Below are 21407 nucleotides of genomic sequence, written 5' to 3'. Positions count from 1 at the left end.
CCTTGTCTCGGATTTAGTGGATAACACCTTAATATTTCAGGAAAAATTTAATGTAACGTTTGTCCCTGAGTAAAACAACGTGTAATCACTTGTCGGATTACAAAATCGCCCTGATCTACTCCATACACTGAATTAAAATGTTTTGCTAAAGCAACAACCCATCCGGATAAGCGAAAACTCATCTTTTTTTCGGTTTGATCGACAACGATTTCAAAAAGACCTAAGGTATCACTTTCACGCTCACTGGCATATTCTTCCATAATCATGCGGGCAGTTTGTAAATCTTTGTCTCTAGTAGGCCAATTTTGACTCATATTATTCTCCCTAAAAGCATGATTAGGTCTTTATAACTTAACGCAACATAAAATCAGAAACAGGTCTGATATTATCTCATATTTTGTTCAAATTCTCAATGTTGAGTTCAAATTATGGAGAGGTTAGTGATCTTCCCAATTCCCGATGCCCTAATCAATGTCACCTGAAAACAATTTATTGCTTTCCGCAAGATAGCAATAGAATGTTTTTTCAAGACAGCATATCATATGCTTATGCACCGAATTTTAAATACATACACCATGACTTATCATATATTACCTTCAATACTATCCGCCGATCTGACTTGCCTTGGTGCTGAAGTCGACTCTGTAATGAAAGCTGGGGCAGATTTTATTCATTTTGATGTCATGGACAATCATTATGTTCCTAATTTGACATTTGGCCCTGCATTTTGCGACGCGTTAATCCAACGCTTTCCCCAGCTTCCCATAGATGTGCATCTCATGATAGAACCTGTAGATGCACTGATTGAATCTTTTGCAAAAGCGGGTGCAAAGCGTATTAGCATCCATCCGGATGCTACCATCCACTTAGATCGAAGCCTCAATCTGATTAAAGACTTAGGATGCGAAGCAGGCTTGGTCTTAAACCCGGCAACCCCCATAGAGGTATTAACCTGGTGTGCTCATAAACTAGATTTTGTGCTCATAATGACCGTGAATCCAGGTTTTGGTGGTCAAAAACTTATTCCTGAAATCATTAACAAAATACCGCAAATCCGCGAACGTTATCCCCAACTCGATCTTTGTGTAGATGGAGGAGTTACAACAGACAATATCGCCACCCTGGCACGTGCTGGAGCAAATCAATTTGTTGCAGGCTCTGCTGTATTTAAAAGTGCCAATTATAAAGACACCATTAGTGCTATGCGCACACAGTTAGCCAATATATAAAAAATTTTAATGTAGAGCGTCATGAAAAATATCATTTTACTTCTATGCGGACTTATGGGATCACAGCTATGCCATGCTCTTTCAGGTCAGGCATACATGGATAGATTTAATACTTATCTCTCCTACAGTCAAAATATTCCTGCTACACCTGATACCACATTCCTCGAATTTATTAGCGGAGATGGCGCTCTTTCAACCAAATTACGAGAAAAATGGCTTTATGAATTGGCTAAAAACAAAGACTGGGCTGATTTTAATCAATATTACCGCCCCTCTCAGGATATTAATCTTGTATGTTATGACCAGATTGCAAAATATAATTTAGGGATGCAGGATGAAGCCTTAAAGGAATCTATTCCTTTGTGGTTATCAGGAAGCTCAAGGCCCCCATCATGCGATAGCTTATTTAATTTATTGTTTAAAGCCAATAAATTAGACAAAAACTTAATTATAAAACGTTTTGACCTCGCATTAGACCAGCGTAACATTGAATTAGCTCGTTATTTGTTAAAACAATACAACATATCGAGTGGAACAGAAATTCAGGCTTTAAATACCGTGATCCAAAATCCAGCTAACGTGAGTAAACTTAATCCCGGTGGATTAAACGGTACCATTTATCTTTATGGCCTTAAGCATATGGTTTCCATAAATATGGATAAAGCGCTTAAATTATGGCAACAAAGTAAAACCCAAAAGATGCTTAACCAAGAGCAACAACAAGCCTTTTTAGCCCATGTGGCGCTATATAAAGCAATGCGAAACAATGAAGATACATTGCAATGGTTCGCAAAAGTAAAGCCGCAATATTACAACGACACGTTACTGGATTGGCAAATACGTTTCGCATTAAAACATAAAAACTGGGCTCAAGTCACAATTTTAATTAATGATTCAAAAAATAAAGACGAACCTTGTTGGCAATATTGGCTAGCTCGCTCCCTGGAAGAGCAAGGTAAGACAGCAGAGGCACGTGCAATATATGAACCGTTAGCAAAAAGCAGGCAATATTATGGATTTTTAGCTAGTTTGCGTCTAGATAAAACACCAAGCTTTAGCAATGAGGCACCCACAACAAATTTAGCAGTTTTAAAACCTTATCAATCCTTTATTGATAAAATCCAAACACTCTACGCCACCAAACAAAATCTACAAGCATCTAGACTACTTAATGATTTTATTAGTGAATTACCTAAAGATGAGGCAAGTGCTTTAGTTTATTGGATTGATAATAAACTGCAATGGCACGGTAAATCGGTTTATCTCAGTAATAATGAAACACTGAATAATCAACTTTCTTTACGATTTCCGCTCGCATACAAAGACAGCATCTCAATTTATTCTAAAAAATATACCGTTGAGCCCGAATTTATTTACGCCATTATCCGCCAGGAAAGCGGATTTAGAGATGATGCGACTTCTTCAGCAGGCGCTCGTGGTTTAATGCAGGTTATGCCCTATACTGCACGAGTAGTCTCAAAAGCAGATAAAATTCCTTATAATGATCAAAAACAATTATACCTACCCCAAAAAAATATTAATATCGGCGTTGCTTATTTAAAACAGCTAGCAAAGCGATTTGGTAATCATCCTATACTTATCGCGGCCGCTTATAATGCCGGTCCTAAACAAGTAGTTTATTGGTTAAAAAACCATCCCCCCAAAGAAATAGATGTATGGATAGAAACCTTGCCGTGGCAAGAGACGCGTAATTATTTAAAAAACATTATGGCATTTTATATTGTTTATCAATATCGTTTGGGTCAAAAATCCAATCTAAATCATTTTCTAGAGCCTTTATAAAAATTCGATAGCAAGCGTAGTGCTAACTACCGCCCAAATTCAATGTTTGCTCTTAGGCCTATTGGCATCAGATTGGTCTATAATTATACAATGAAACTCGAAGGCGCACTGCTTTTTTGTATGCCTTAAGGTGATTTTTATGATAAAGATGATTTTCTCTTGTGGTTTATTAGGGATAATACTTACTTCCTTGGTAGGTTGTGTTCCTACCGCTACTGTCATTGGAACATCAAACGTCCCGATTCATTACACTTATGCCCCAGGCTATAATCCACCCCAAGTTGTGTATCCAGACGTCCCTACGGATACAGACACATACGAGTCAATTATAATTCATAAATAACATCATTGCCCCTCTGTATTCTGGACAAAGCGCAATAACACATGATTCGTTCGCATAGAAGACTCTTTTAATGCATCATTGGGGCTTATAAATCCCGCAAACATAGCCTCCAGGACTTCATCGTTAATACTACGGATTTGATTTTGTGGGCCAAAGCGTTGTAGTGCTTTGTTAGGTGTTTCGCCTTCTAAGTCTGCCTGAGCCATAAACAATGTAGGATGATGACTGCTTTGTAGAATGCTTGCATAGATACCTTGCACACCAACAGGAAGATATCCTGTGTGTTCATGCCATCGTTTTTGGGTTTCTGGCTTTACTATAAAAGCAAAAAATTGTGCAATTCCTTGATATTGCTCCTTTGTTTGTCCTGATACCGCCCACAGTGCAGCTCCTCCGGCAACATTTGCGTATCTTATTTTGCTGACTTCTGTATCCAAAGGCATACTTGCAATACCCATATGAAAAGGAACTAATGCAGAAAGACTATTGTAAGCTCCCGAAGATTGGCTAAATAAAGGACAAATCCCACTGGTAAATAAAATAGTAGCATCATCTACTCTTCCTGCATAACGAAAATAGTGTAGGGAATGCCAACGTTTTAAGCGTTCAAAATGGCTTAATAATTGTGGGGTGGCAAAAACAGCATAATTTTTTTGAGTTAATGGTAAACCATGAATCGCCAAGAAAGATTCAAACAACACCCAGCCGGGATATGCTGTTGTATAAGTACAATCATAGCCCGCATTTTTTAATTTTTTAGCCAGTACCTCCATATCAGCCCAGGTGCGCGGAAAATTCGTCTGGTTATAACCAACCTTAGCAAGAATATCCAAATTATAATACAAAGTGGCGACTGAAAGATTAAATGGCAAACCCATCAACTGCCCATTTCTGCTGTAAAACTCACGAACCGATTGTAAAAAGTCTTCTTTAGGAAGACGAACTCCCTGTTCCTGCATGAGTTCATCTACGGGTTTAATGACCCCCTTGGGAGAGCTCATAATTTCAGTGCCAACTTCAAATATTTGTACTATTGCCGGAGGATGGTGTGCTCTGAATGCTGCAGCAAAACTGGTTAAAGTTTCGACATAATTTCCTTTGTACACAGGTTTAATCAAGTATTTGCTTTGACTTTGGTTAAACTCATGGGCGAGTGCCTGGACTTCTTCCCCTAAATGCCCTGCCATTCCATGCCAAAATACCAGCTCGATTCGTTCTGCCTGAACTGGAAAAGCGCATAATAAAGCAAATAAGCAACTAAAAATAATGAAGCTTCTAAAGTAGTGATGCGTTATTTTTTTCATACTAATAAGTCAGGATAATCACTAAAAACCGCATCCACACCCCAATCAAATAATTTATTTGCTAAACGTCTGCGATTCACCGTATAAGCACAAAGCACATAACCTTCTGCTTTTATCTCTTTAACCCGTTCTTTTGTTAATACCCTGCGATTAAAATGGATGGAAAAACATTCTAATTGTTTTGCTTTTTGCAACCATTGCTCATCCCATACATGCAGCAGTAAACCTAAAGGCATCTCTGGAGCAATGCTTCGACATAATGTCAATGCCTCCCAAGAGAAACTCGATACTAAAGGTAAATTTTTTTCATACGACCAATAACGATTGATATGACTCATGACTGCTACTGCTGTTTGCTCTTCTGTGCCAGGATAAGGTTTAATTTCAATATTTGCTTGCACATTTGCAGCAGAAAGCCAGTCCAAAGCATCTTTAAAATGAGGAATGGGTTCCCCTTTAAATCGCCGTGAAAACCAGGAACCAGCATCCAGTGATTGTAAGTAACTTGAATCAACTAAACCAACATCCCCTCGTCCGTTTGTAGTTCTTTTTAAACAATCATCATGAATAACAAAAGGTTCGCCATCAGAAGAGCACATCACATCAAACTCAATGAAACGACATCCTAAAGCCAAAGCTTTATCAAATGCCGCTATGGTATTTTCAGGAGCATAGGCAGAAGCGCCTCTATGCCCAATAATTTTTTCTACAGCCAACAAATTAATCCCCTTCAAGTAAAAGCATAACACTATGCTCTACGCGCGGCATTGTGACACAAAAAATCCCAGGTTAGGGCTTGCCCCCTTCCTTTAGCCTCGTCTCAATGCCTTTTGCGTAGAGTATCAATTCCCATTACCTGGTATGAAGCTTAGCAATAACCATCTAGTTTCTGCGATGCGCTACTTAAAACTCAACAGTTTCATCAAATTATTGTTTTCGATTTGCAGCAACTTCAACTATAGCTGTTAATATAAGTTCATTGCTTACCGTCAAAGCAGGTGCTGCAGGTGCAGCTACAGCCAACATCGTATTCATCTCTTTGGCTTGATAAGGTCTAGGCTGAGGAGGATTATTTCCATCAACAAAAACCAAGTTACTCACACTATAATTTTGTGTTGGATAGGCCTTATTAATACGGGCAAGCTCATTATTTACTTGTTGATACAAACGCTGCCGAATTTGCGTTAGAACAATTTGTGTTTCCTCAAAACTTGGTTTGAAATCTACACTGGAGATTTCATATTGAGCGCCTGGCAAGCTTACAGTCTTGGCATTTTGATAAATATCAGTTAATACCTCCTGACCTACTCGCGCTTGAGCTTGTACAAAAAGTTTCTCAAGCCCCGAACTGTCCTGTGAGCGATCAAACTGGACGAGATGCCAATCTCCCTTGGCAATTTTGTTTAATCGCTCCATAATATCGGAGCGCGCTTTAACAAGATCCGCATTGTTTAAAGTTACATTAATGTTGACGCCAAGCAACGCAGTTTTCGTTGTAACCCATTGTTTTGCCGAAAGTTGAAAATCAATTTTATCAAGCACTAATTGAGGCGGTGGCGGTGGTAAGGCATTTTCCGCAAAGGCAAACGGCGTAACTACCATCAAAGCCAGCTTTTGAACTACCTGACGCATCATATTCTCCAATTTGATAAATAATCGAATAAGTGTATATCAGCAAACCCAAAGATACCAAATTATTAAACGGTACCATTGATTTAATCAAAAAATAGGAATATAACTTCTGCAAATATTTCAATCGGAGCGAAACATGATGTCTGTGGACAATATCTCTAATAGTAACCAAACAATAGCCGATGATGATTTTCTTGATTATGCGCTCTCTCACGGATTTGGTGATTTACACTTCAAGGTTGATCCTGAAACAGGAATGAAAGCAATAATAGCCATACACAACACCAAATTAGGTCCTGCTTTAGGAGGGTGTCGTTTTATTGAGTATCCAAATACTCAGGCGGCAGTTAAAGATGCGATGCGCCTCGCTCGTGGAATGAGCTTTAAGGCCGCATCTGTAAATCTGCCTTTGGGAGGTGGTAAATCGGTTATCATAAAACCTAGAGAATCCTTCGATCGTGCACAATACATGCATCAATTTGGCAAGTTTGTTCATGAATTAAACGGGCGCTACATCACTGCTCTTGATAGTGGTACTGAATTAAAGGATATGGACATCATTGCAGAACATACTCCATATGTTGCCAGTTTATCCAAGTATGATGGAGATCCATCGCCGTCTACTGCCCGTGGAATATTACGCGGTATTCAAGCAGCTGTTGCTTTTAAACTAGGGAAAGACAGCCTAAACGGAATTCATGTGGCAGTTCAAGGCTTGGGCCATGTTGGATTTTTGCTTTGCAAACATTTGCATGAATTAGGTGCCAAACTGACTGTTGCTGATGTGTCTCCAGCCGCGGTTGAACGTGCTGTGACTCAATTTGGAGCAAAAACAGTAAGTACCGAGCAAATTCACAAAGTTCCCTGTGATGTTTTTGCTCCTTGTGCATTGGGGGCAGTTATTAATGATCTGACGCTTCCACAACTGCAAACTACAATTATTGCAGGTGCTGCAAATAATCAATTAGCCCATACCTATCATGGTAAAAAACTACATGATAATAGTATTTTATTTGCGGTAGACTACGTGATTAATGCTGGGGGATTAATTTTTGCAGCATCTAAATATCTTCATACTCCTGAAGAACAAATTAATGAGCAAATCGATGCAATATACACCCATTTAATGGAGATTTTTACGCGATCTGCCAAAGAAAATTTACCCACAAACGAAATAGCAGATAATTTAGCCCAAGAGAAACTCTCTTAGAATAAAAAGGATCGTATGAAGCATATTAATCTAACTCCCGAATTATATAGCTACATGCTGGATAAATCTTTGCGTGAACACCCATCCTTAACCGCATTACGCAAAGAAACATCCTCAATGGAGTTGGCAAATATGCAAATTCCTCCAGAGCAAGCGCAATTTTTTCAATTACTTTTGCGCTTGATTCATGCAAAAAATATCCTGGAGTTAGGTACATTCACCGGCTATAGTGCCTTGGCCATGGCATTAATGTTACCTGATGATGGAAAACTCATTACTTGCGACATCAATACAACATGGACGAGTAAAGCACCTCCTTTCTGGAAAGAAGCAAAGCAAGACCATAAAATTGAATTACGACTGGGCCGTGCACTCGATACTTTGCATGAATTAGTTCATGAAGGGTGGCAACATAAATTTGATTTTATTTTTATTGATGCGGATAAAACAAATTATATCAATTACTATGAAATGGCATTAAAACTGATTCAACCCCAGGGGTTAATCGCTGTAGATAATATATTTTGGGATGGTAAAGTAATTGATGAAAATGAAACGGGTGGACAAACGAGAGAAATTAGAAAACTTAATGATTTAATTAAAAATGATCCACGAGTATTTATTAGTCTGTTACCTATAGCTGATGGATTATTATTAATACAACCGAACAACACTTAAGCCCTTCATTTGAAACATTAAGAAAACGATGATAAGCCCAGGACTGATTTAAGTCATCAGTCCGAGAAACTCAAAACACGGGTTTCATCTAGCAAAACACCTTACCCCACCAGGTTTGGGGCTTAAATTGGCATCATTATGTGAACGGTTATGTTTGATACAGCAGAATAATTTTAAAGGAGTGATAGATAATGCAACAAAACAACAACCCTTGCGGATTAGATGGTTTTGCTTTCTTGGAATTTTCAGGCCCAGATAAAATACGTCTGCACCAACAGTTTACTGATATGGGTTTTCAGGCTACTGCCAACCATAAAAACCAGGACATTACTTTATTTCAGCAAGGTGAAATCCAATTTATAGTGAATGCAGCGTCTAATTGCCAAGCAGAAGAACATGCCAAAACTCATGGCTCAGGCGCTTGTGCAATGGGATTTAGAGTTAAAAATGCCCAAGAAGCATTTGACCATGCCATCAAACACGGAGCTATTGCATTTGAAGATTGCAATCATACTCATCATGGCTTACCAGGCATTCAGGCAATTGGGGGCAGTGTAATTTATTTTGTGGATGAACAGCATCAACCCTTCGCGGATCATTGGCAACATCAACCCAATCAGAAAATAGAGGGTAATGGTTTAGTTCTAATTGATCACCTAACCCATAATGTATTTCGTGGCAATATGGATAAATGGGCTCATTTTTACGAATCGATTTTCAACTTTCAAGAAATTCGCTATTTTAACATTAAGGGTAAGATGACTGGGTTGTTAAGTCGAGCATTAGGTAGTCCTTGTGGAAAAATTAAGATCCCTTTAAATGAATCCAAAGATGATCTCTCACAAATCGAAGAGTTTCTCCATGAATACAAAGGTGAAGGCATCCAGCATATCGCGTTAACTACCAACAATATTTACCATACAGTACACACTTTAAGGGAGCAAGGTGTAAAATTCCTTGATGTCCCCGATACTTATTACGAAATGCTGCATGATCGTCTTCCTTGGCACCAAGAACCCGTCAAGCAACTGAATGAAGAAAAAATATTAATTGATGGAGAGCAAGATCCTAAACATGGTTTATTGCTGCAAATCTTTACCGAAAATATCTTTGGCCCCGTATTTTTTGAGATTATCCAGCGTAAAGGAAACCAAGGCTTCGGAGAGGGCAATTTCCAGGCTTTATTTGAAGCGATTGAAAGAGACCAAATCAAACGAGGTACTTTAAAAGAAACATCTGTATAAATGGACAGTAATAGATCGGTTCCTCTATGTGTGGTTGACGTAAACGCCAGGAGAAGTACTGCATTTGACTTAAAAATTTGTAGGTCGTCCTCGCGAAAATGACGAACCCCTTAAAGCAAATGACAGGGGGAAAGCAAACTCTATTACAACAAATATAAACTGTAGCCTGGGCTATCTTACCTATTAAACCCAGGCGTTTATACCAGTAAAATGGAGCGATAACGACACCCAGTTGCTGGTTAAATTAGGCTGATAATGAGGATCTTATGAAACTTGCAAGTTTAAAATCAACATCATCTCGAGATGGGCAACTATGTGTAGTTAATCAGTCATTAACTACTGCAATCACTGTCCCCCAAATTGCACCTAACTTACAATATGCGCTTGATCATTGGCATTTAGTAGAAGCAAAGTTAGTAGAACTATATCAACAACTTAATGAAGGGCAATTAGCAAATACTTTTGCCTTTAATCCGCAAGAATGTACCTCTCCCCTGCCCCGTGCTTATCAATGGGCGGATGGCAGTGCTTATGTTAATCATGTCGAACTGGTTCGCAAAGCCCGTGGTGCAGAGCTCCCCGCTAATTTTTGGACTGATCCACTCATGTATCAAGGAGGCGCAGATTCATTCCTGGGTCCAAGAGATCCCATTTTAGTTGCAGATGAAGCATTTGGAATTGATTTCGAAGCTGAAGTTGCGGTCATAACCGATGATGTGCCTATGGGTATCAATCATAAGGATGCAGGACCTCATATTAAATTGTTGATGTTAGTTAATGATGTATCATTACGCAATTTAATCCCCAATGAACTCGCGAAAGGTTTTGGTTTTTTTCAGTCTAAGCCTTCCAGCAGCTTTTCTCCTGTGGCCATTACTCCTGATGAATTAGGTTCTGACTGGGATGGGCAACGCGTGCATCTGCCGCTATTAAGTCATTTAAATGGACAATTATTTGGTCAACCCAATGCTGGTGTGGATATGACCTTTTCCTTTCCAGAACTGATTCAACACGCTGCAAAAACGAGGAAATTAAGTGCGGGCACCATTATTGGTTCAGGTACTGTATCTAACACTGATCGCAGTAAAGGCTCTTCCTGCATTGCTGAAAAAAGAATGCTGGAAATCATAGAACAAGGACAAGCGACAACTTCATTTATGAGCTTTGGAGACAGGATTCGCATTGAAATGCTAAACCATCAAAAAAACAGCCTATTTGGTGCAATTGATCAAATTGTTGAAAGGTATAAGCTATGAAACTTTATGACTATTATCGTTCAACCGCATGTTATCGAGTGCGAATCGCACTCAATATAAAAAATGTTCCCTACGAAAAAATAAATATTCATTTAATCAATCATGGAGGAGAACAACATAGCCCTGAATATCACAAAGTTAACCCTCAAGGCTTAGTGCCCAGTTTAGAAATTAATGGCCATGTTATAAGCCAATCATTGGCGATTATCGATTATCTCAATGAAATTTACCCTACCCCCCCTTTATTGCCTCAGAATGCCATAGATAGAGCCACTGTTAAATCTTTGGCTTTAATTGTTGCCTGCGATATCCATCCTCTAAATAATTTGAGAGTATTAAATCAATTAAAAAATCAATTTAATCCCAGTGAATCGCAAATAACACAGTGGTACTACCATTGGCTTAAAGCCGGATTTGATGCATTTGAAGCTAAACTACAAACACTCCCTCGCCAAAAACCTTTTTGTTTTGGTGATATGCTCTCTTTAGCAGATCTTTGCCTCATCCCTCAAGTATACAATGCACATCGTTTTCACTTTGCAATGGATGATTATCCCCTTATAAATGAAATTAATACCCATTGCTTAACACTTGAAGCATTTCAAAAAGCAGTCCCTGAGGATTCATGAAATTCAACTCACTAGCCAAGCAATTAATTTTTGCTCCTAATCCTTAGGCAATTAAAAAAAGTAACAGGCAGCAGAGGGATTTTCCATACCAGTTCGACTCTGCTAAACTGCACCAACTCTTTTTCCTTAATTACCTCAGTTATTGATAATTACGAATAGCCATGACAAGATTTTTTCGACTGCTCCCAAAAGAGGTAAGAAAGAAACAGATTAACGATTTATGTACTGATATTAATCACCAAACCAGGTCAAAACCGTCATCTTTTACTCTTTATTCTCATTGCTATTAACAGGCTTAACTAACAGGCGTGGATTTTTAAAACTTGCCAGCTATTTGTTTCATAAATGCCAAAAAGAAAATAAAGAGTTTACCTTGTTATTTTTTGATTTAGACAAATTTAAACACATCAATGATAAATTTGGACATGCAGAAGGGGATAAAGTATTAAAGATATTTTCTAATTTTCTTCTCCAGAATTTTCGATGTTACGATGTAGTTGCACGTTTAGGCGGGGATGAGTTTTGTGTATTTTGTACTGGGTTAAATCAAAAAGATGTGGCAAGAATTGTTAACCGATTACACACTTCTTTAAAATCCCTGGAAACAAAGGATTATCCCCTTGAATTCAGTGTGGGTTGCGTCCAATATAATCAAGAGACACACCAAACGCTAGAAGATATGCTGACTCTAGCTGATTCCAAAATGTATCGTATTGAAAAAGCTAAGTAAGACCATTCATATCTTTAAGCCTCAATATCTGACAACCTGGATTTTAATAATTTTTTTGTTGAGCCAGTTGAACGTTACAGCAACACCATTCTGATCAGAACCAAGCCTTGTTGATTTCTACAGTAACAACCCCAGAAGGTGTTTTTTCAAGTATGCTCCATACCGGTTTACAGCGTTGTAAATGCCCTATCAAGTAATTCTTTTTACTGCATTTATAACGCACGGGCATCTTGTCATAAATTTTATCTGAATTGATAGCCTGACAATGTTCGCCATTGGTTAGCTCTATTGCCCAAGGATAAGTACGCGACATATCCAAGGTTTTATTTTGTTCATTATTCAAAGGTAATTTTACCATGATTTGCACGCTATCACCTACCCAGGGAGATTGAGGACACAAAGCAGTAGTCCTATTAGGGCCAGATTTAACAAAGCAAGGGTCATAAGTTTTGCCATCTGCCATGCAACGCCACGCATCTTCACGAACAATTAATCGAGATTGCGAATAACAATCCCCTCTAAGCGTCTTTCTGACTTGGGGAGCAATCTGGTTCTCCACATCGCCATAGGGTCTGTATAATTTTAATATCGTATCATTTGCGCCCACGTCAAAAGAGTATATGAATAGAAATAAATACAATATTTTTTGCATCATAGTTATCCCTCAATGATTTTACTCAAGGTATTAGGGCATAAAATGATTTTAGAGTCCATAAAAACCAAGAAAATCAACCCGTTTTAGCCAAGAGAGTAGAAATGCCGATATGCCCAGTGTATCATCTCAATTTAAGTAAAAGGTATCTATCTTCGCGTGATCACAAAATTGCGATTTTGGCATCACCTACCTGTGTTGTGCTTGTGGATTCTCCAATCGAAAATGCTGATGTAACACAAATACACCTCTGTCTTTTTCTACTTCGGGATCTTACAAGCAAATAGAAATGCAAAGTCTTACTTTGTGACCAAGCTAAGAATATTTATAATTAGGAGTAAAAAATGACCGAAGTTTTTACCATAAGACAGTGTTTAGATGGTGAAATCAGTGTTGATGAATACGTTACTGTCAGAGGCTGGGTAAAAACCCGGCGTGATTCAAAAGCGGGACTGTCTTTTATCAGTATGCACGATGGTTCGTGTTTTTCCCCCATTCAAATCGTAGCCACTGATAAATTAACAAATTATCATGATGACGTGGCGAAACTTACCGCTGGCTGTTCATTAATTGTCTCAGGGAAATTAGTCGCTTCCCAGGGAAAAGGCCAAACTTTTGAAATTCAGGCAGAACAAGTCATCGTCGTTGGCTGGGTAGAAAATCCTGATACCTATCCCATACAAGCAAAACGTCATACACTTGAGTTTCTACGGGAAGTAGCACATTTACGTCCTCGTACTAATACAATTAGTGCTGTTACACGAATTCGTCATTGTTTATCACAAGCCATACACCGTTTTTTCCACGAACAAGGTTTTTTTTGGATTCATACACCCATTATTACCTCAAGCGACTGCGAAGGTGCTGGAGAGATGTTTCGAGTATCGACTTTAGATCTACTCAATGTGCCTAAAGGTGAACAAGGCCAAATTGACTTTAGCAAGGATTTCTTTGGTAGAGAAACTTTCCTTACGGTTTCTGGACAATTAAACGTGGAAGCTTATTGCCTGGCCATGTCTAAGGTCTATACTTTTGGTCCAACTTTTCGTGCAGAAAACTCCAACACCAGTCGCCACTTGGCAGAGTTTTGGATGGTGGAGCCTGAAATCGCTTTTGCAGGATTATCTGATCTATGTGATTTGAGTCAGTCCATGTTGCGTTACTTATGCAAAGTTGTTCTTGAAGAACGGGCAGACGATATGGACTTTTTCAATCAATTTGTTGCTCCTGGCTGTATTGAGCGTGTAGAACATATCGCTGAATCAAATTTTGAAATTATGACCTATACCGATGCCATTAAGATTTTGGAAAAAAGTGAACAGTCATTTGATTTTCCTGTCAGCTGGGGACTTGATTTACAATCAGAGCACGAGCGTTACCTTGCAGAGATACATTGCAAAAAACCAGTCATATTGACTAATTATCCTCAAGAAATTAAAGGCTTTTATATGCGCCTTAACGATGATGAAAAGACGGTTGCTGCCATGGATGTCCTGGCTCCTGGAATTGGTGAAATTATAGGGGGTAGTGAACGTGAGGACCGTTTAGATGTTTTAGATAGACGCATTGAAGAAAGTAATCTCAATAAGGAAAGCTACCAATGGTATAGAGATTTACGTCGTTATGGTACTGTACCACATGCTGGTTTTGGATTGGGTCTCGAGCGTTTTGTAAGCTATGTTACTGGATTAGGGAATGTACGTGATGTAATTCCATTTCCACGCACCCCAGGTCATGCAGATTATTAGGCTTTAATCCTTATAATTTATTTTCATGCGCCCCTCTAACACATAAGCAAATGTAAGCGTTGCCGCCAAAACTTAGCATTACGTTTTGGCGGCAATTAATTTTAGGGTATGAATTATTGAGTCGATTTTTCTGATTCATCTAAAAACAGCGCTTTTTTTACAGTGACTCTTAATGCTACCTTAAGGCCAGGCTGAAAGCCTTGAGCACCCACAAAACCAAGAGGCACTACAGTCATCTCATTAATATGAGTGAAGCTTCCTGTTCCACCATTTATTGGTGCCTCAAATTGAGTACCTACATCTGCGAATGCATTCGCTTCAAAAAGCGTTGAAGTAAAAATACCCTTATATTGAGGCTCATTAGGCACTGTCTGAGTTATATTAAACATCATTGTGGCAGCATTTAAAGCTTTACCTTTGGGCCATGGGTTTTGATTAGCGTCAGCCAGTGCCCATCCCGAACATAGCCAATTCCCTATTGGTTTCTGACTGGGATTACAGGATGTTGAAGGATTTTTGGTACATGAATCCAAGGAATTGGCAGGATAGACATACCCCGCGACCAAAAACTGATAACCCCTAGTCAGAGGTAACGGTCCTTGTGGCGAAGGAACTGCTACACCAAAGAGGTCAACAGCACCCGTATTTCTTATCATGCCTTGCACGCCACCGTCTGCACCAAATGCATTTAATGGATTGGCTCCACCGGGTACCAAATCAACTAATACATCATAAGTTTTCTTTCCAAATAATGGAGGGTAGATGCCTGGGGCGGCTGGGAAAATTCCATCAGTTGGCAAAGCTCCGAAGCATAAAGAAGAGGTTACAGATAAAATTGCAAGTGTACTCAATTTAAACTTTAACATAAATATCCTTATTATAGTATGAAAAAAGTCCGATAAACTAATAGCAAATAGATAAAATTTGCAAGCAAATCATAGCGATATTTTATAATTGTCACAATGAATTTATAATAAGAAACTTCTGATCAGTGAACAATTTTATTAGTACTGATACTCCTGCAACACAGGTTATCCTTTTATTGGCGATAAATTAGAAAACTCTTTACTTTCAGGGCTTAAAAGATTAGTCACTTTTAATTGACTCTTAAACATATTTTTAAGGGAAAAAAATGATGCGGGTTTAATTGGACACCAGTATCTATGATTTCGAGTTGCGGTCTGTTTTGTTTGCCCTTCACTAACCAATCTTTTTCTCATTTTGCTCTAACGCTGAACGGGTTGCGGAATTATTTCCAAGCACTTCAATTTTTGTAAACATTTTGGTACTCCTATTAATTAATTCCGGTTTAAAAAATAAATATCTCTAATAAATATCTCTATAAGATAGAATGAGATATCTAAAAAGAGAATCACTAAAATCAGCTACGATTTCTGCATAATTAATCAAAGATAGCTTTTCCCCAAATTTTTAATTTGTGAGTAGGTGCCGTAGCAAACAATCAAGTTACATCCGCAGAAAAGTTCTGTTTATTAAGATCTACTTAAAGTCAGATAAAAGCCCTTCTCCTAATACTAATACCCTATCCATTTGTTTTGCTAACTGATGATCATGAGTAACAATAACCAAAGCCGTATTCATTTTTCGATTCAATTCCAGCATTAACTCAAAAACCTTTGTTGCAGTAACCTGATCTAAATTGCCAGTAGGTTCATCTGCTAAAACACAATAAGGTTGATGGACTAAAGCTCGAGCGATAGCGACCCTTTGTCGCTCTCCCCCCGAAAGTTGAGCTGGTTTATGCGTTTTTCTTTCTTTAAGCCCGACATCATCGAGCATTTGACTTGCTTCAGCCTCGGCATCTTTAACCGATTTTTTTGCTAAAAGTAAAGGCATGGAAACATTTTCAAGCGCAGTAAATTCAGGCAATAAATGATGGAACTGATAAATAAACCCTAAGCCTTGATTTCTTAATTGACAGCGTTTTTTTTCATTTATTTTTTGCCAATTTACCTCCTTGATACATACATCACCACTTGTTGGTTTATCTAGTCCACCAAGTAAATGTAATAAGGTGCTTTTTCCAGATCCTGATGGGCCTATAATTGCCAAACGCTCCCCTTCAGTGATGCTCAAATTAATCCCTCGCAATACATGAACTTTGGAGGCACCATCATTATAAGATTTACAGAGTTTTGTAACATTGAAAATAAGATTACTCATAGTGTAAAGCCTCCGCAATCACTGTTCTTGAGGCTCTCCAAGCAGGATAAATAGTTGCAACAAAACTCATTAATAATGCCATAAGACAAACTTTCCATAGATCACTCAGCATAATTTCAGAGGGTAAATAATCCACAAAATATATACTGGATGATAAAATTTTAAAATGGAACCATGTTTGTAGATGATTCACAATAGTCGTCGCATTTTCTGCTAAGATTATCCCACCAATCAACCCCAAAAAAGTCCCTACTATTCCAACCATCATTCCTTGAACTATAAAGGTACATAATATCGTAGAAGGAGTCGCTCCTATAGTTCTCAAAATCGCAATTTCTGCTTGCTTGTCATTTACAACCATAACTAATGAAGATACTAAATTAAATGCTGCCACTGCAATAATCAGTAACAAGATCATAAACATCATCGTTTTTTCCATTTTAACTGCCTGAAAAAAAGATCCATATTGCTCTGTCCAATTACCTACTTGATATTCTTCACCTAACAAATGCGATAATCGAGAAGACAATTCCGGTGCTTGATACACATTATCGATTTTCATCTTAATACCAGTGACATCATTGCCCATTTGTAATAATTTCTGGGCATCTCCCAGGTTAATAAACGCTAATTTTGTATCAAAATTAAATCCAGTCCCTGCAGAAAAAACACCTACAACAGTAAATCGTTTAAAACGAGGAATCATTCCAGCAGGTGTAACCGTCGCTTGGGGAATCATAACGGTTACTTTATCCCCAATCATGGTACCCATACTATCTGCCAAGCCTCGTCCAAGAATAATGCCAAAATCTTTTAAATTATTAATATCGCCTGCAAGCAACTTATCTTGCAGATGACTCATTTTTTCTTCCTCTTGCGGCAATACGCCCGTTAGGACAATAGGCAGCACTTGCCCATCATGAACCAGTAACCCTTGGCCTCCCACAAAAGGTGAAAATGCCTTGATTTCAGGAATCGTTTCAATTTTTTTAGCAATTTCTGGCCAATTGTTTAACCGCTCATTGGGACCAGAAACGGTAATTTCAGGAGCCATACCAAAAAATCGTTTATGTATTTGTTGATCAAAACCATTCATTACTGATAAAACAGTAATAAGAACCATCACTCCCAAGCCAATGCCAAGCATTGAACTAAGAGAAATAAAAGAAACAAAATGATTTTTCTTTCTAGCACGGGTGTAGCGTAAACCCATAAAAAGGGCTAATGGTTTATACATAATTACTTTGGTTTTGGTTAAACCCATATTGTAGAGAAAAAATCGCTCAAGCGATATACCCTATAAACAGTTCTTGTATCCATTCAATCTATTTCGAATAAAAGAAATAGAAAGCGCAAAGCATATGCTTTATCCAATAAGACATGAACCAAAGGGACGTTGCTAAATAAACTATCCCTTTTCATCATTTATCACACAGACTTATCCACAGATTTTGTGGATATTTAATAAGGCAGGATGCCAACTTAACCTAACGACCTGGAGTCTAAATATATTGCCACTATTCAAGCCAAGGATTAATTAAAAAGAGAACACTTAGTAGTATTATTTTAATTAACGACCAGTTATTCTATGCCAAGAATCTAAAAATACTTATAAGGTAACGTATCTGTATGAATCCTAGCTCTTGGTATTATCCATCTATAATTGCCTTATGCCTTTATGGTGCCTGGGGATACTGGGGCACCAGAGCATCAAGTTTTATTAACCCTCTTTCAATTACCTTTTATTCCAGTATAGGAGTGCTTATTTCTGGTATTATAGCTTTGATATTACTTGACTTTAAACTGGATATTTGTCCTAAAGGGGGCACCTATGGTTTATTGAATGGTTTAGCGAGCGGCATCGCCTGTATTTTCTTTATTATGGCCTTACGTAATGGACCTACAATGCCCGTAGTGTTAGTCACATCTATGTATCCCATGATTACTTTATTATTGTCGGTTATATTTCTCAAACAAGGACTCAGCTTAAAACATGGATTAGGAATGATTTTTGCAATTCTTGCTTTAATTTTATTTGCTACAGAATAAGTATTGATTGGTGCCCAGGGCCGGAATCGAACCGGCATGGTGTTACCACCGAGGGATTTTAAGTCCCTTGCGTCTACCTGTTTCGCCACCTGGGCAATCATTTTATGGAGGCTGAGGCCGGAATCGAACCGGCGTACACGGCTTTGCAGGCCGCTGCATGACCACTCTGCCACACAGCCTCATTTTGATACTTCTAAATCGACACGCTCTAAAAAAAAAGCGACATGGTCGTCGCTTAATCTGGAGCGGGAAACGAGACTCGAACTCGCGACCCCAACCTTGGCAAGGTTGTGCTCTACCAACTGAGCTATTCCCGCGTCTCTACGGGGTGTGATTCTACCTAAAATTAATTCTCTGTCAATAATAAAATTAATTTTTTTTCATTAATTCTGGCCAAGCAATCGCTAAGTAGATAATCATAGACCAAATAGTTAAAATTGCAGCCACATAAAGCAGCACAAAGCCGAAAATCCCCCCCCAAGAATCTAATGAATTAAATGCCAGTAATAAAAATAAAGCGACCATCTGTAAAAAAGTTTTTATTTTACCTACATAGCCTACCGTGACACTTGCCCTGCGGCCTATCTCAGCCATCCACTCACGTAATGCTGAAATCACAATTTCGCGTCCAACAATAACGATTGCAGGAATCGTGATGTAATGGATACTGTTAGCACCGACTAATAGCAACAAACTGGTAGAAACCAATAACTTATCTGCAACAGGATCAAGAAAAGCACCAAAAGGAGACATCATGTGCAGCCTCCTTGCTAAATAACCATCCAACCAATCAGTAAAGCTTGCTAAAGCAAAAATACTTGCGGCCAAAGTATAGGCAAATTTAAATGGCAAATAAAAAACAATCACTAATACTGGGATCAGAACAATGCGCAGCAAAGTTAATAAATTGGGTAAACTGGTTAATGTACTCAACGCTTGATACTCCCTTTTACATATGACTAAATAGAGCACACTCCATCCAATGAGTAGCCCCCAAATAACTATAGGTACTAAGACTCAATTATCTCTCGCTAAATTTAAAAAATCAGCAACCTGCTTATAATCATCAAATACGACTAAGGCTCCTGCTGCTTTAAGTACGGCTTCTTGCTGATGGTAAATATCTACTCCTATTGCCGCTACATTAAGATTTCGTGCCATTTCCATATCCGTAGGTGAATCACCTATCATTAACGTTTTATCAGGGCTAATGCCTGTTTCTTCTATAATTTCTTCCAACATCTGCGGGCAAGGTTTTGCCGGCACCCGCCCTGCAGAACGAGTTACTTTAAACATCTTATCAAGTCCTGTGGCTTGCAAGGATCGCAATAAAGACTGATGCCCTTTATTCGTCGCAATAGCTAACTTTATCTGAGCTTCATGTAATTGAGAAATGAGCTCATGAACACCTGGCATCAAGAACACATCTAATGGACGAGAATACATGGCTTGCTGCACCGCATGCAATAATTGTTGGTGCTGTACTGAGGATAAGTGAGGGTATGCTTTCTTCAATGCTTGTACTAAACCCAAATCTACATAATTTCTCGCCTCAAAAGTATCAAAATCACCAAACCCCAGCAAATTTGCTTCGGTAGAAACTACATGTAAGACTACTCCTAAAGTATCTGCAATAGTACCTTCCCAGTCAAATACTACCAACTCATATGGATTGCTCATCGAACACTACGCTCCTCGCACGCAATTGTTTTAGTGTAGTAGAAAATTGTTCATCTGCATCGGCTTGAAACAAATGCTTTTTACCGTTCAATTCAAATTGAATGGATCGTGCATGTAAAAAAAGACGATTTTGCTGATTATCTATCCCTTCTACTTGTCCTGCAAGTGCTCCATATTTTTTATCTCCGACAATAACATGTCCTAAATGAGCACTATGCACACGGATTTGATGAGTACGACCCGTTTTGGGACTCGCTTCAACCCAACAGGCCTGCTCATAATTTTCAAGAAGCTTGAATGCCGTTTCCGAGGCCTTGCCTTCTTCTTTGACCTTAACGATGCGTTCCCCTGATTTTAAAATGTTTTTTTCAAGTGCAGCCTGAACAATTACTCGTTTTTTTCCTTCCCAGCGATGAGTCAATAATGCCCAATAGGTTTTCTGCACTTCTCGAGCTTCAAGCAAAGCATGTATTGCCCTTAAAACACTTCTTTTTTTTGCGAGTAAAAGGCACCCGGAGGTTTCTTTATCTAAACGATGTATTAATTCGAGGTAAGCCAAGTCAGATCGTGTTTTTCGCAAAGCTTCAATCACCCCAAGGCTTAAACCACTTCCTCCATGAACGGCAATACCTGCTGGCTTATTAATTACCAGCAGACTGCTGTCTTCAAAAATAATAGATTCTTGTAATCGCTTTGCTAAATTATTACCCACAAAAACTTCTTTTGGTTCTGACACACGAACTGGAGGAATTCGTACACTATCACCAGCATGCAACCTTGAATTAATTTGCGCTCTTTTTTTATTAACCCGAACTTCGCCTGCACGTATAATTCTATAAATATGGCTTTTGGGAACACCTTTCAAAACACGAATTAAGTAATTATCCAGACGTTGTCCTTCTTCTTCATTACTAATTTCTTTATAACTTACTTCACTCATTGTCAATAAACCTGTTTGCTGTGTGCGATTTTTTTGATATGATCGCCAATAGCATGGAAAATTTTCATGCTACCGAATTATAACGCATAAATAGAA

23 protein-coding genes and 3 tRNA genes are annotated in these 21407 nt (G+C 38.5%); 11 read left to right on the top strand and 15 right to left on the bottom strand.

Annotation, left to right across the window (positions count from 1 at the left end):
* Nucleotides 1-47: 47 nt before the first annotated feature.
* Nucleotides 48-314 carry a hypothetical protein gene (locus EKG34_RS06685; RefSeq protein WP_003632906.1) on the bottom strand — a complete coding sequence of 89 codons (267 nt, stop codon included), beginning with the start codon at nt 312-314 and terminating at the stop codon, nt 48-50.
* A 261-nt stretch (nt 315-575) separates the two neighbouring features.
* Here EKG34_RS06685 and rpe point away from each other — a divergent pair, with 261 nt between their 5' ends.
* The 3 genes from rpe to EKG34_RS06670 all read left to right on the top strand — a co-directional run bounded on the left by rpe (nt 576) and on the right by EKG34_RS06670 (nt 3375).
* Nucleotides 576-1229 carry a ribulose-phosphate 3-epimerase gene (rpe, locus tag EKG34_RS06680; RefSeq protein ID WP_012978834.1) on the top strand — a complete coding sequence of 218 codons (654 nt, stop codon included), beginning with the start codon at nt 576-578 and terminating at the stop codon, nt 1227-1229.
* 21 nt (nt 1230-1250) lie between these two features.
* Nucleotides 1251-3032: a transglycosylase SLT domain-containing protein gene (locus EKG34_RS06675; RefSeq protein ID WP_003632908.1), complete on the top strand. Its 1782-nt coding sequence runs from the start codon at nt 1251-1253 to the stop codon at nt 3030-3032.
* 139 nt (nt 3033-3171) lie between these two features.
* Nucleotides 3172-3375, top strand: coding sequence for a hypothetical protein (locus EKG34_RS06670; RefSeq protein WP_012978833.1), 204 nt, complete (start codon nt 3172-3174; stop codon nt 3373-3375).
* A 2-nt stretch (nt 3376-3377) separates the two neighbouring features.
* On the opposite strand, the gene EKG34_RS06665 is transcribed toward EKG34_RS06670, so the two are convergent.
* The 3 genes from EKG34_RS06665 to EKG34_RS06655 all read right to left on the bottom strand — a co-directional run bounded on the left by EKG34_RS06665 (nt 3378) and on the right by EKG34_RS06655 (nt 6311).
* On the bottom strand, nt 3378-4679 hold the full coding sequence (locus EKG34_RS06665; RefSeq protein ID WP_003632909.1) for an extracellular solute-binding protein: 1302 nt from the start codon (nt 4677-4679) through the stop codon (nt 3378-3380).
* On the bottom strand, nt 4676-5395 hold the full coding sequence (gene ugpQ, locus EKG34_RS06660; protein ID WP_012978832.1) for a glycerophosphodiester phosphodiesterase: 720 nt from the start codon (nt 5393-5395) through the stop codon (nt 4676-4678). The genes EKG34_RS06665 and ugpQ overlap by 4 nt, the downstream gene beginning before the upstream one ends.
* A 211-nt stretch (nt 5396-5606) precedes the next feature.
* Nucleotides 5607-6311, bottom strand: coding sequence for a hypothetical protein (locus tag EKG34_RS06655; protein WP_003632911.1), 705 nt, complete (start codon nt 6309-6311; stop codon nt 5607-5609).
* Between the two features lie 136 nt (nt 6312-6447).
* Between EKG34_RS06655 and EKG34_RS06650 the strand changes: the two genes are divergently transcribed.
* From EKG34_RS06650 to EKG34_RS06625, 6 genes are all read left to right on the top strand, one after another.
* Entirely contained in the window at nt 6448-7521 is a 1074-nt protein-coding gene (locus EKG34_RS06650) for a Leu/Phe/Val dehydrogenase (protein WP_012978831.1), read from the top strand.
* 15 nt (nt 7522-7536) lie between these two features.
* Entirely contained in the window at nt 7537-8199 is a 663-nt protein-coding gene (locus tag EKG34_RS06645) for an O-methyltransferase (protein WP_003632913.1), read from the top strand.
* 191 nt (nt 8200-8390) lie between these two features.
* Complete coding sequence (gene hppD, locus EKG34_RS06640) at nt 8391-9443, top strand: 4-hydroxyphenylpyruvate dioxygenase (RefSeq protein WP_003632915.1); 1053 nt, start codon at nt 8391-8393, stop codon at nt 9441-9443.
* 266 nt (nt 9444-9709) lie between these two features.
* Nucleotides 9710-10699 carry a fumarylacetoacetate hydrolase family protein gene (locus EKG34_RS06635; protein ID WP_003632916.1) on the top strand — a complete coding sequence of 330 codons (990 nt, stop codon included), beginning with the start codon at nt 9710-9712 and terminating at the stop codon, nt 10697-10699.
* Nucleotides 10696-11328, top strand: a complete 633-nt coding sequence (maiA, locus tag EKG34_RS06630) for a maleylacetoacetate isomerase (protein WP_003632917.1) — start codon at nt 10696-10698, stop codon at nt 11326-11328. The genes EKG34_RS06635 and maiA overlap by 4 nt, the downstream gene beginning before the upstream one ends.
* 280 nt (nt 11329-11608) lie before the next feature.
* Entirely contained in the window at nt 11609-12058 is a 450-nt protein-coding gene (locus EKG34_RS06625; RefSeq protein ID WP_003632918.1) for a GGDEF domain-containing protein, read from the top strand.
* A gap of 94 nt (nt 12059-12152) precedes the next feature.
* On the opposite strand, the gene EKG34_RS06620 is transcribed toward EKG34_RS06625, so the two are convergent.
* Nucleotides 12153-12713 carry a hypothetical protein gene (locus tag EKG34_RS06620; protein WP_003632919.1) on the bottom strand — a complete coding sequence of 187 codons (561 nt, stop codon included), beginning with the start codon at nt 12711-12713 and terminating at the stop codon, nt 12153-12155.
* A gap of 341 nt (nt 12714-13054) precedes the next feature.
* Between EKG34_RS06620 and asnS the strand changes: the two genes are divergently transcribed.
* Nucleotides 13055-14458: an asparagine--tRNA ligase gene (gene asnS / locus EKG34_RS06615; RefSeq protein WP_003632920.1), complete on the top strand. Its 1404-nt coding sequence runs from the start codon at nt 13055-13057 to the stop codon at nt 14456-14458.
* Nucleotides 14459-14571: 113 nt separating this feature from the next.
* Here asnS and EKG34_RS06610 read toward each other — a convergent pair whose 3' ends face one another.
* The 4 genes from EKG34_RS06610 to EKG34_RS06595 all read right to left on the bottom strand — a co-directional run bounded on the left by EKG34_RS06610 (nt 14572) and on the right by EKG34_RS06595 (nt 17879).
* Nucleotides 14572-15324, bottom strand: a complete 753-nt coding sequence (locus EKG34_RS06610; RefSeq protein ID WP_003632921.1) for a hypothetical protein — start codon at nt 15322-15324, stop codon at nt 14572-14574.
* 165 nt (nt 15325-15489) lie between these two features.
* A complete protein-coding gene (locus EKG34_RS06605) occupies nt 15490-15678 on the bottom strand; it encodes a hypothetical protein (RefSeq protein ID WP_125461278.1) in 189 nt (62 codons plus the stop codon).
* A 280-nt stretch (nt 15679-15958) separates the two neighbouring features.
* Nucleotides 15959-16642, bottom strand: coding sequence for a lipoprotein-releasing ABC transporter ATP-binding protein LolD (lolD, locus tag EKG34_RS06600; protein WP_003632923.1), 684 nt, complete (start codon nt 16640-16642; stop codon nt 15959-15961).
* Nucleotides 16635-17879 (bottom strand): lipoprotein-releasing ABC transporter permease subunit, encoded by a 1245-nt coding sequence (locus EKG34_RS06595; RefSeq protein WP_012978829.1) that lies wholly within the window; start codon nt 17877-17879, stop codon nt 16635-16637. The genes lolD and EKG34_RS06595 overlap by 8 nt, the downstream gene beginning before the upstream one ends.
* A gap of 392 nt (nt 17880-18271) precedes the next feature.
* Here EKG34_RS06595 and EKG34_RS06590 point away from each other — a divergent pair, with 392 nt between their 5' ends.
* Nucleotides 18272-18691: an EamA family transporter gene (locus EKG34_RS06590; RefSeq protein WP_003632925.1), complete on the top strand. Its 420-nt coding sequence runs from the start codon at nt 18272-18274 to the stop codon at nt 18689-18691.
* 8 nt (nt 18692-18699) lie between these two features.
* Here EKG34_RS06590 and EKG34_RS06585 read toward each other — a convergent pair.
* From EKG34_RS06585 to EKG34_RS06560, 6 genes are all read right to left on the bottom strand, one after another.
* Nucleotides 18700-18786 (bottom strand) — tRNA-Leu (locus tag EKG34_RS06585).
* 10 nt (nt 18787-18796) lie between these two features.
* Nucleotides 18797-18870, bottom strand: a tRNA-Cys gene (locus tag EKG34_RS06580).
* A 62-nt stretch (nt 18871-18932) separates the two neighbouring features.
* Nucleotides 18933-19008 (bottom strand) — tRNA-Gly (locus EKG34_RS06575).
* Between the two features lie 52 nt (nt 19009-19060).
* Complete coding sequence (gene pgsA, locus EKG34_RS06570; protein ID WP_003632926.1) at nt 19061-19624, bottom strand: CDP-diacylglycerol--glycerol-3-phosphate 3-phosphatidyltransferase; 564 nt, start codon at nt 19622-19624, stop codon at nt 19061-19063.
* 84 nt (nt 19625-19708) lie between these two features.
* A complete protein-coding gene (locus EKG34_RS06565) occupies nt 19709-20371 on the bottom strand; it encodes an HAD family hydrolase (RefSeq protein ID WP_003632927.1) in 663 nt (220 codons plus the stop codon).
* Nucleotides 20355-21311 carry an RluA family pseudouridine synthase gene (locus tag EKG34_RS06560; RefSeq protein ID WP_003632928.1) on the bottom strand — a complete coding sequence of 319 codons (957 nt, stop codon included), beginning with the start codon at nt 21309-21311 and terminating at the stop codon, nt 20355-20357. Before EKG34_RS06560 ends, EKG34_RS06565 begins: the two co-directional genes overlap by 17 nt.
* Nucleotides 21312-21407: the final 96 nt, after the last annotated feature.

Origin of the sequence: Legionella longbeachae (assembly GCF_004283175.1) — a bacterium.
GTDB classification, from domain to species: domain Bacteria; phylum Pseudomonadota; class Gammaproteobacteria; order Legionellales; family Legionellaceae; genus Legionella; species Legionella longbeachae.
Note: the sequence above shows the minus strand (reverse complement) of the source record. Positions and strands in the feature narration are given on the sequence as shown.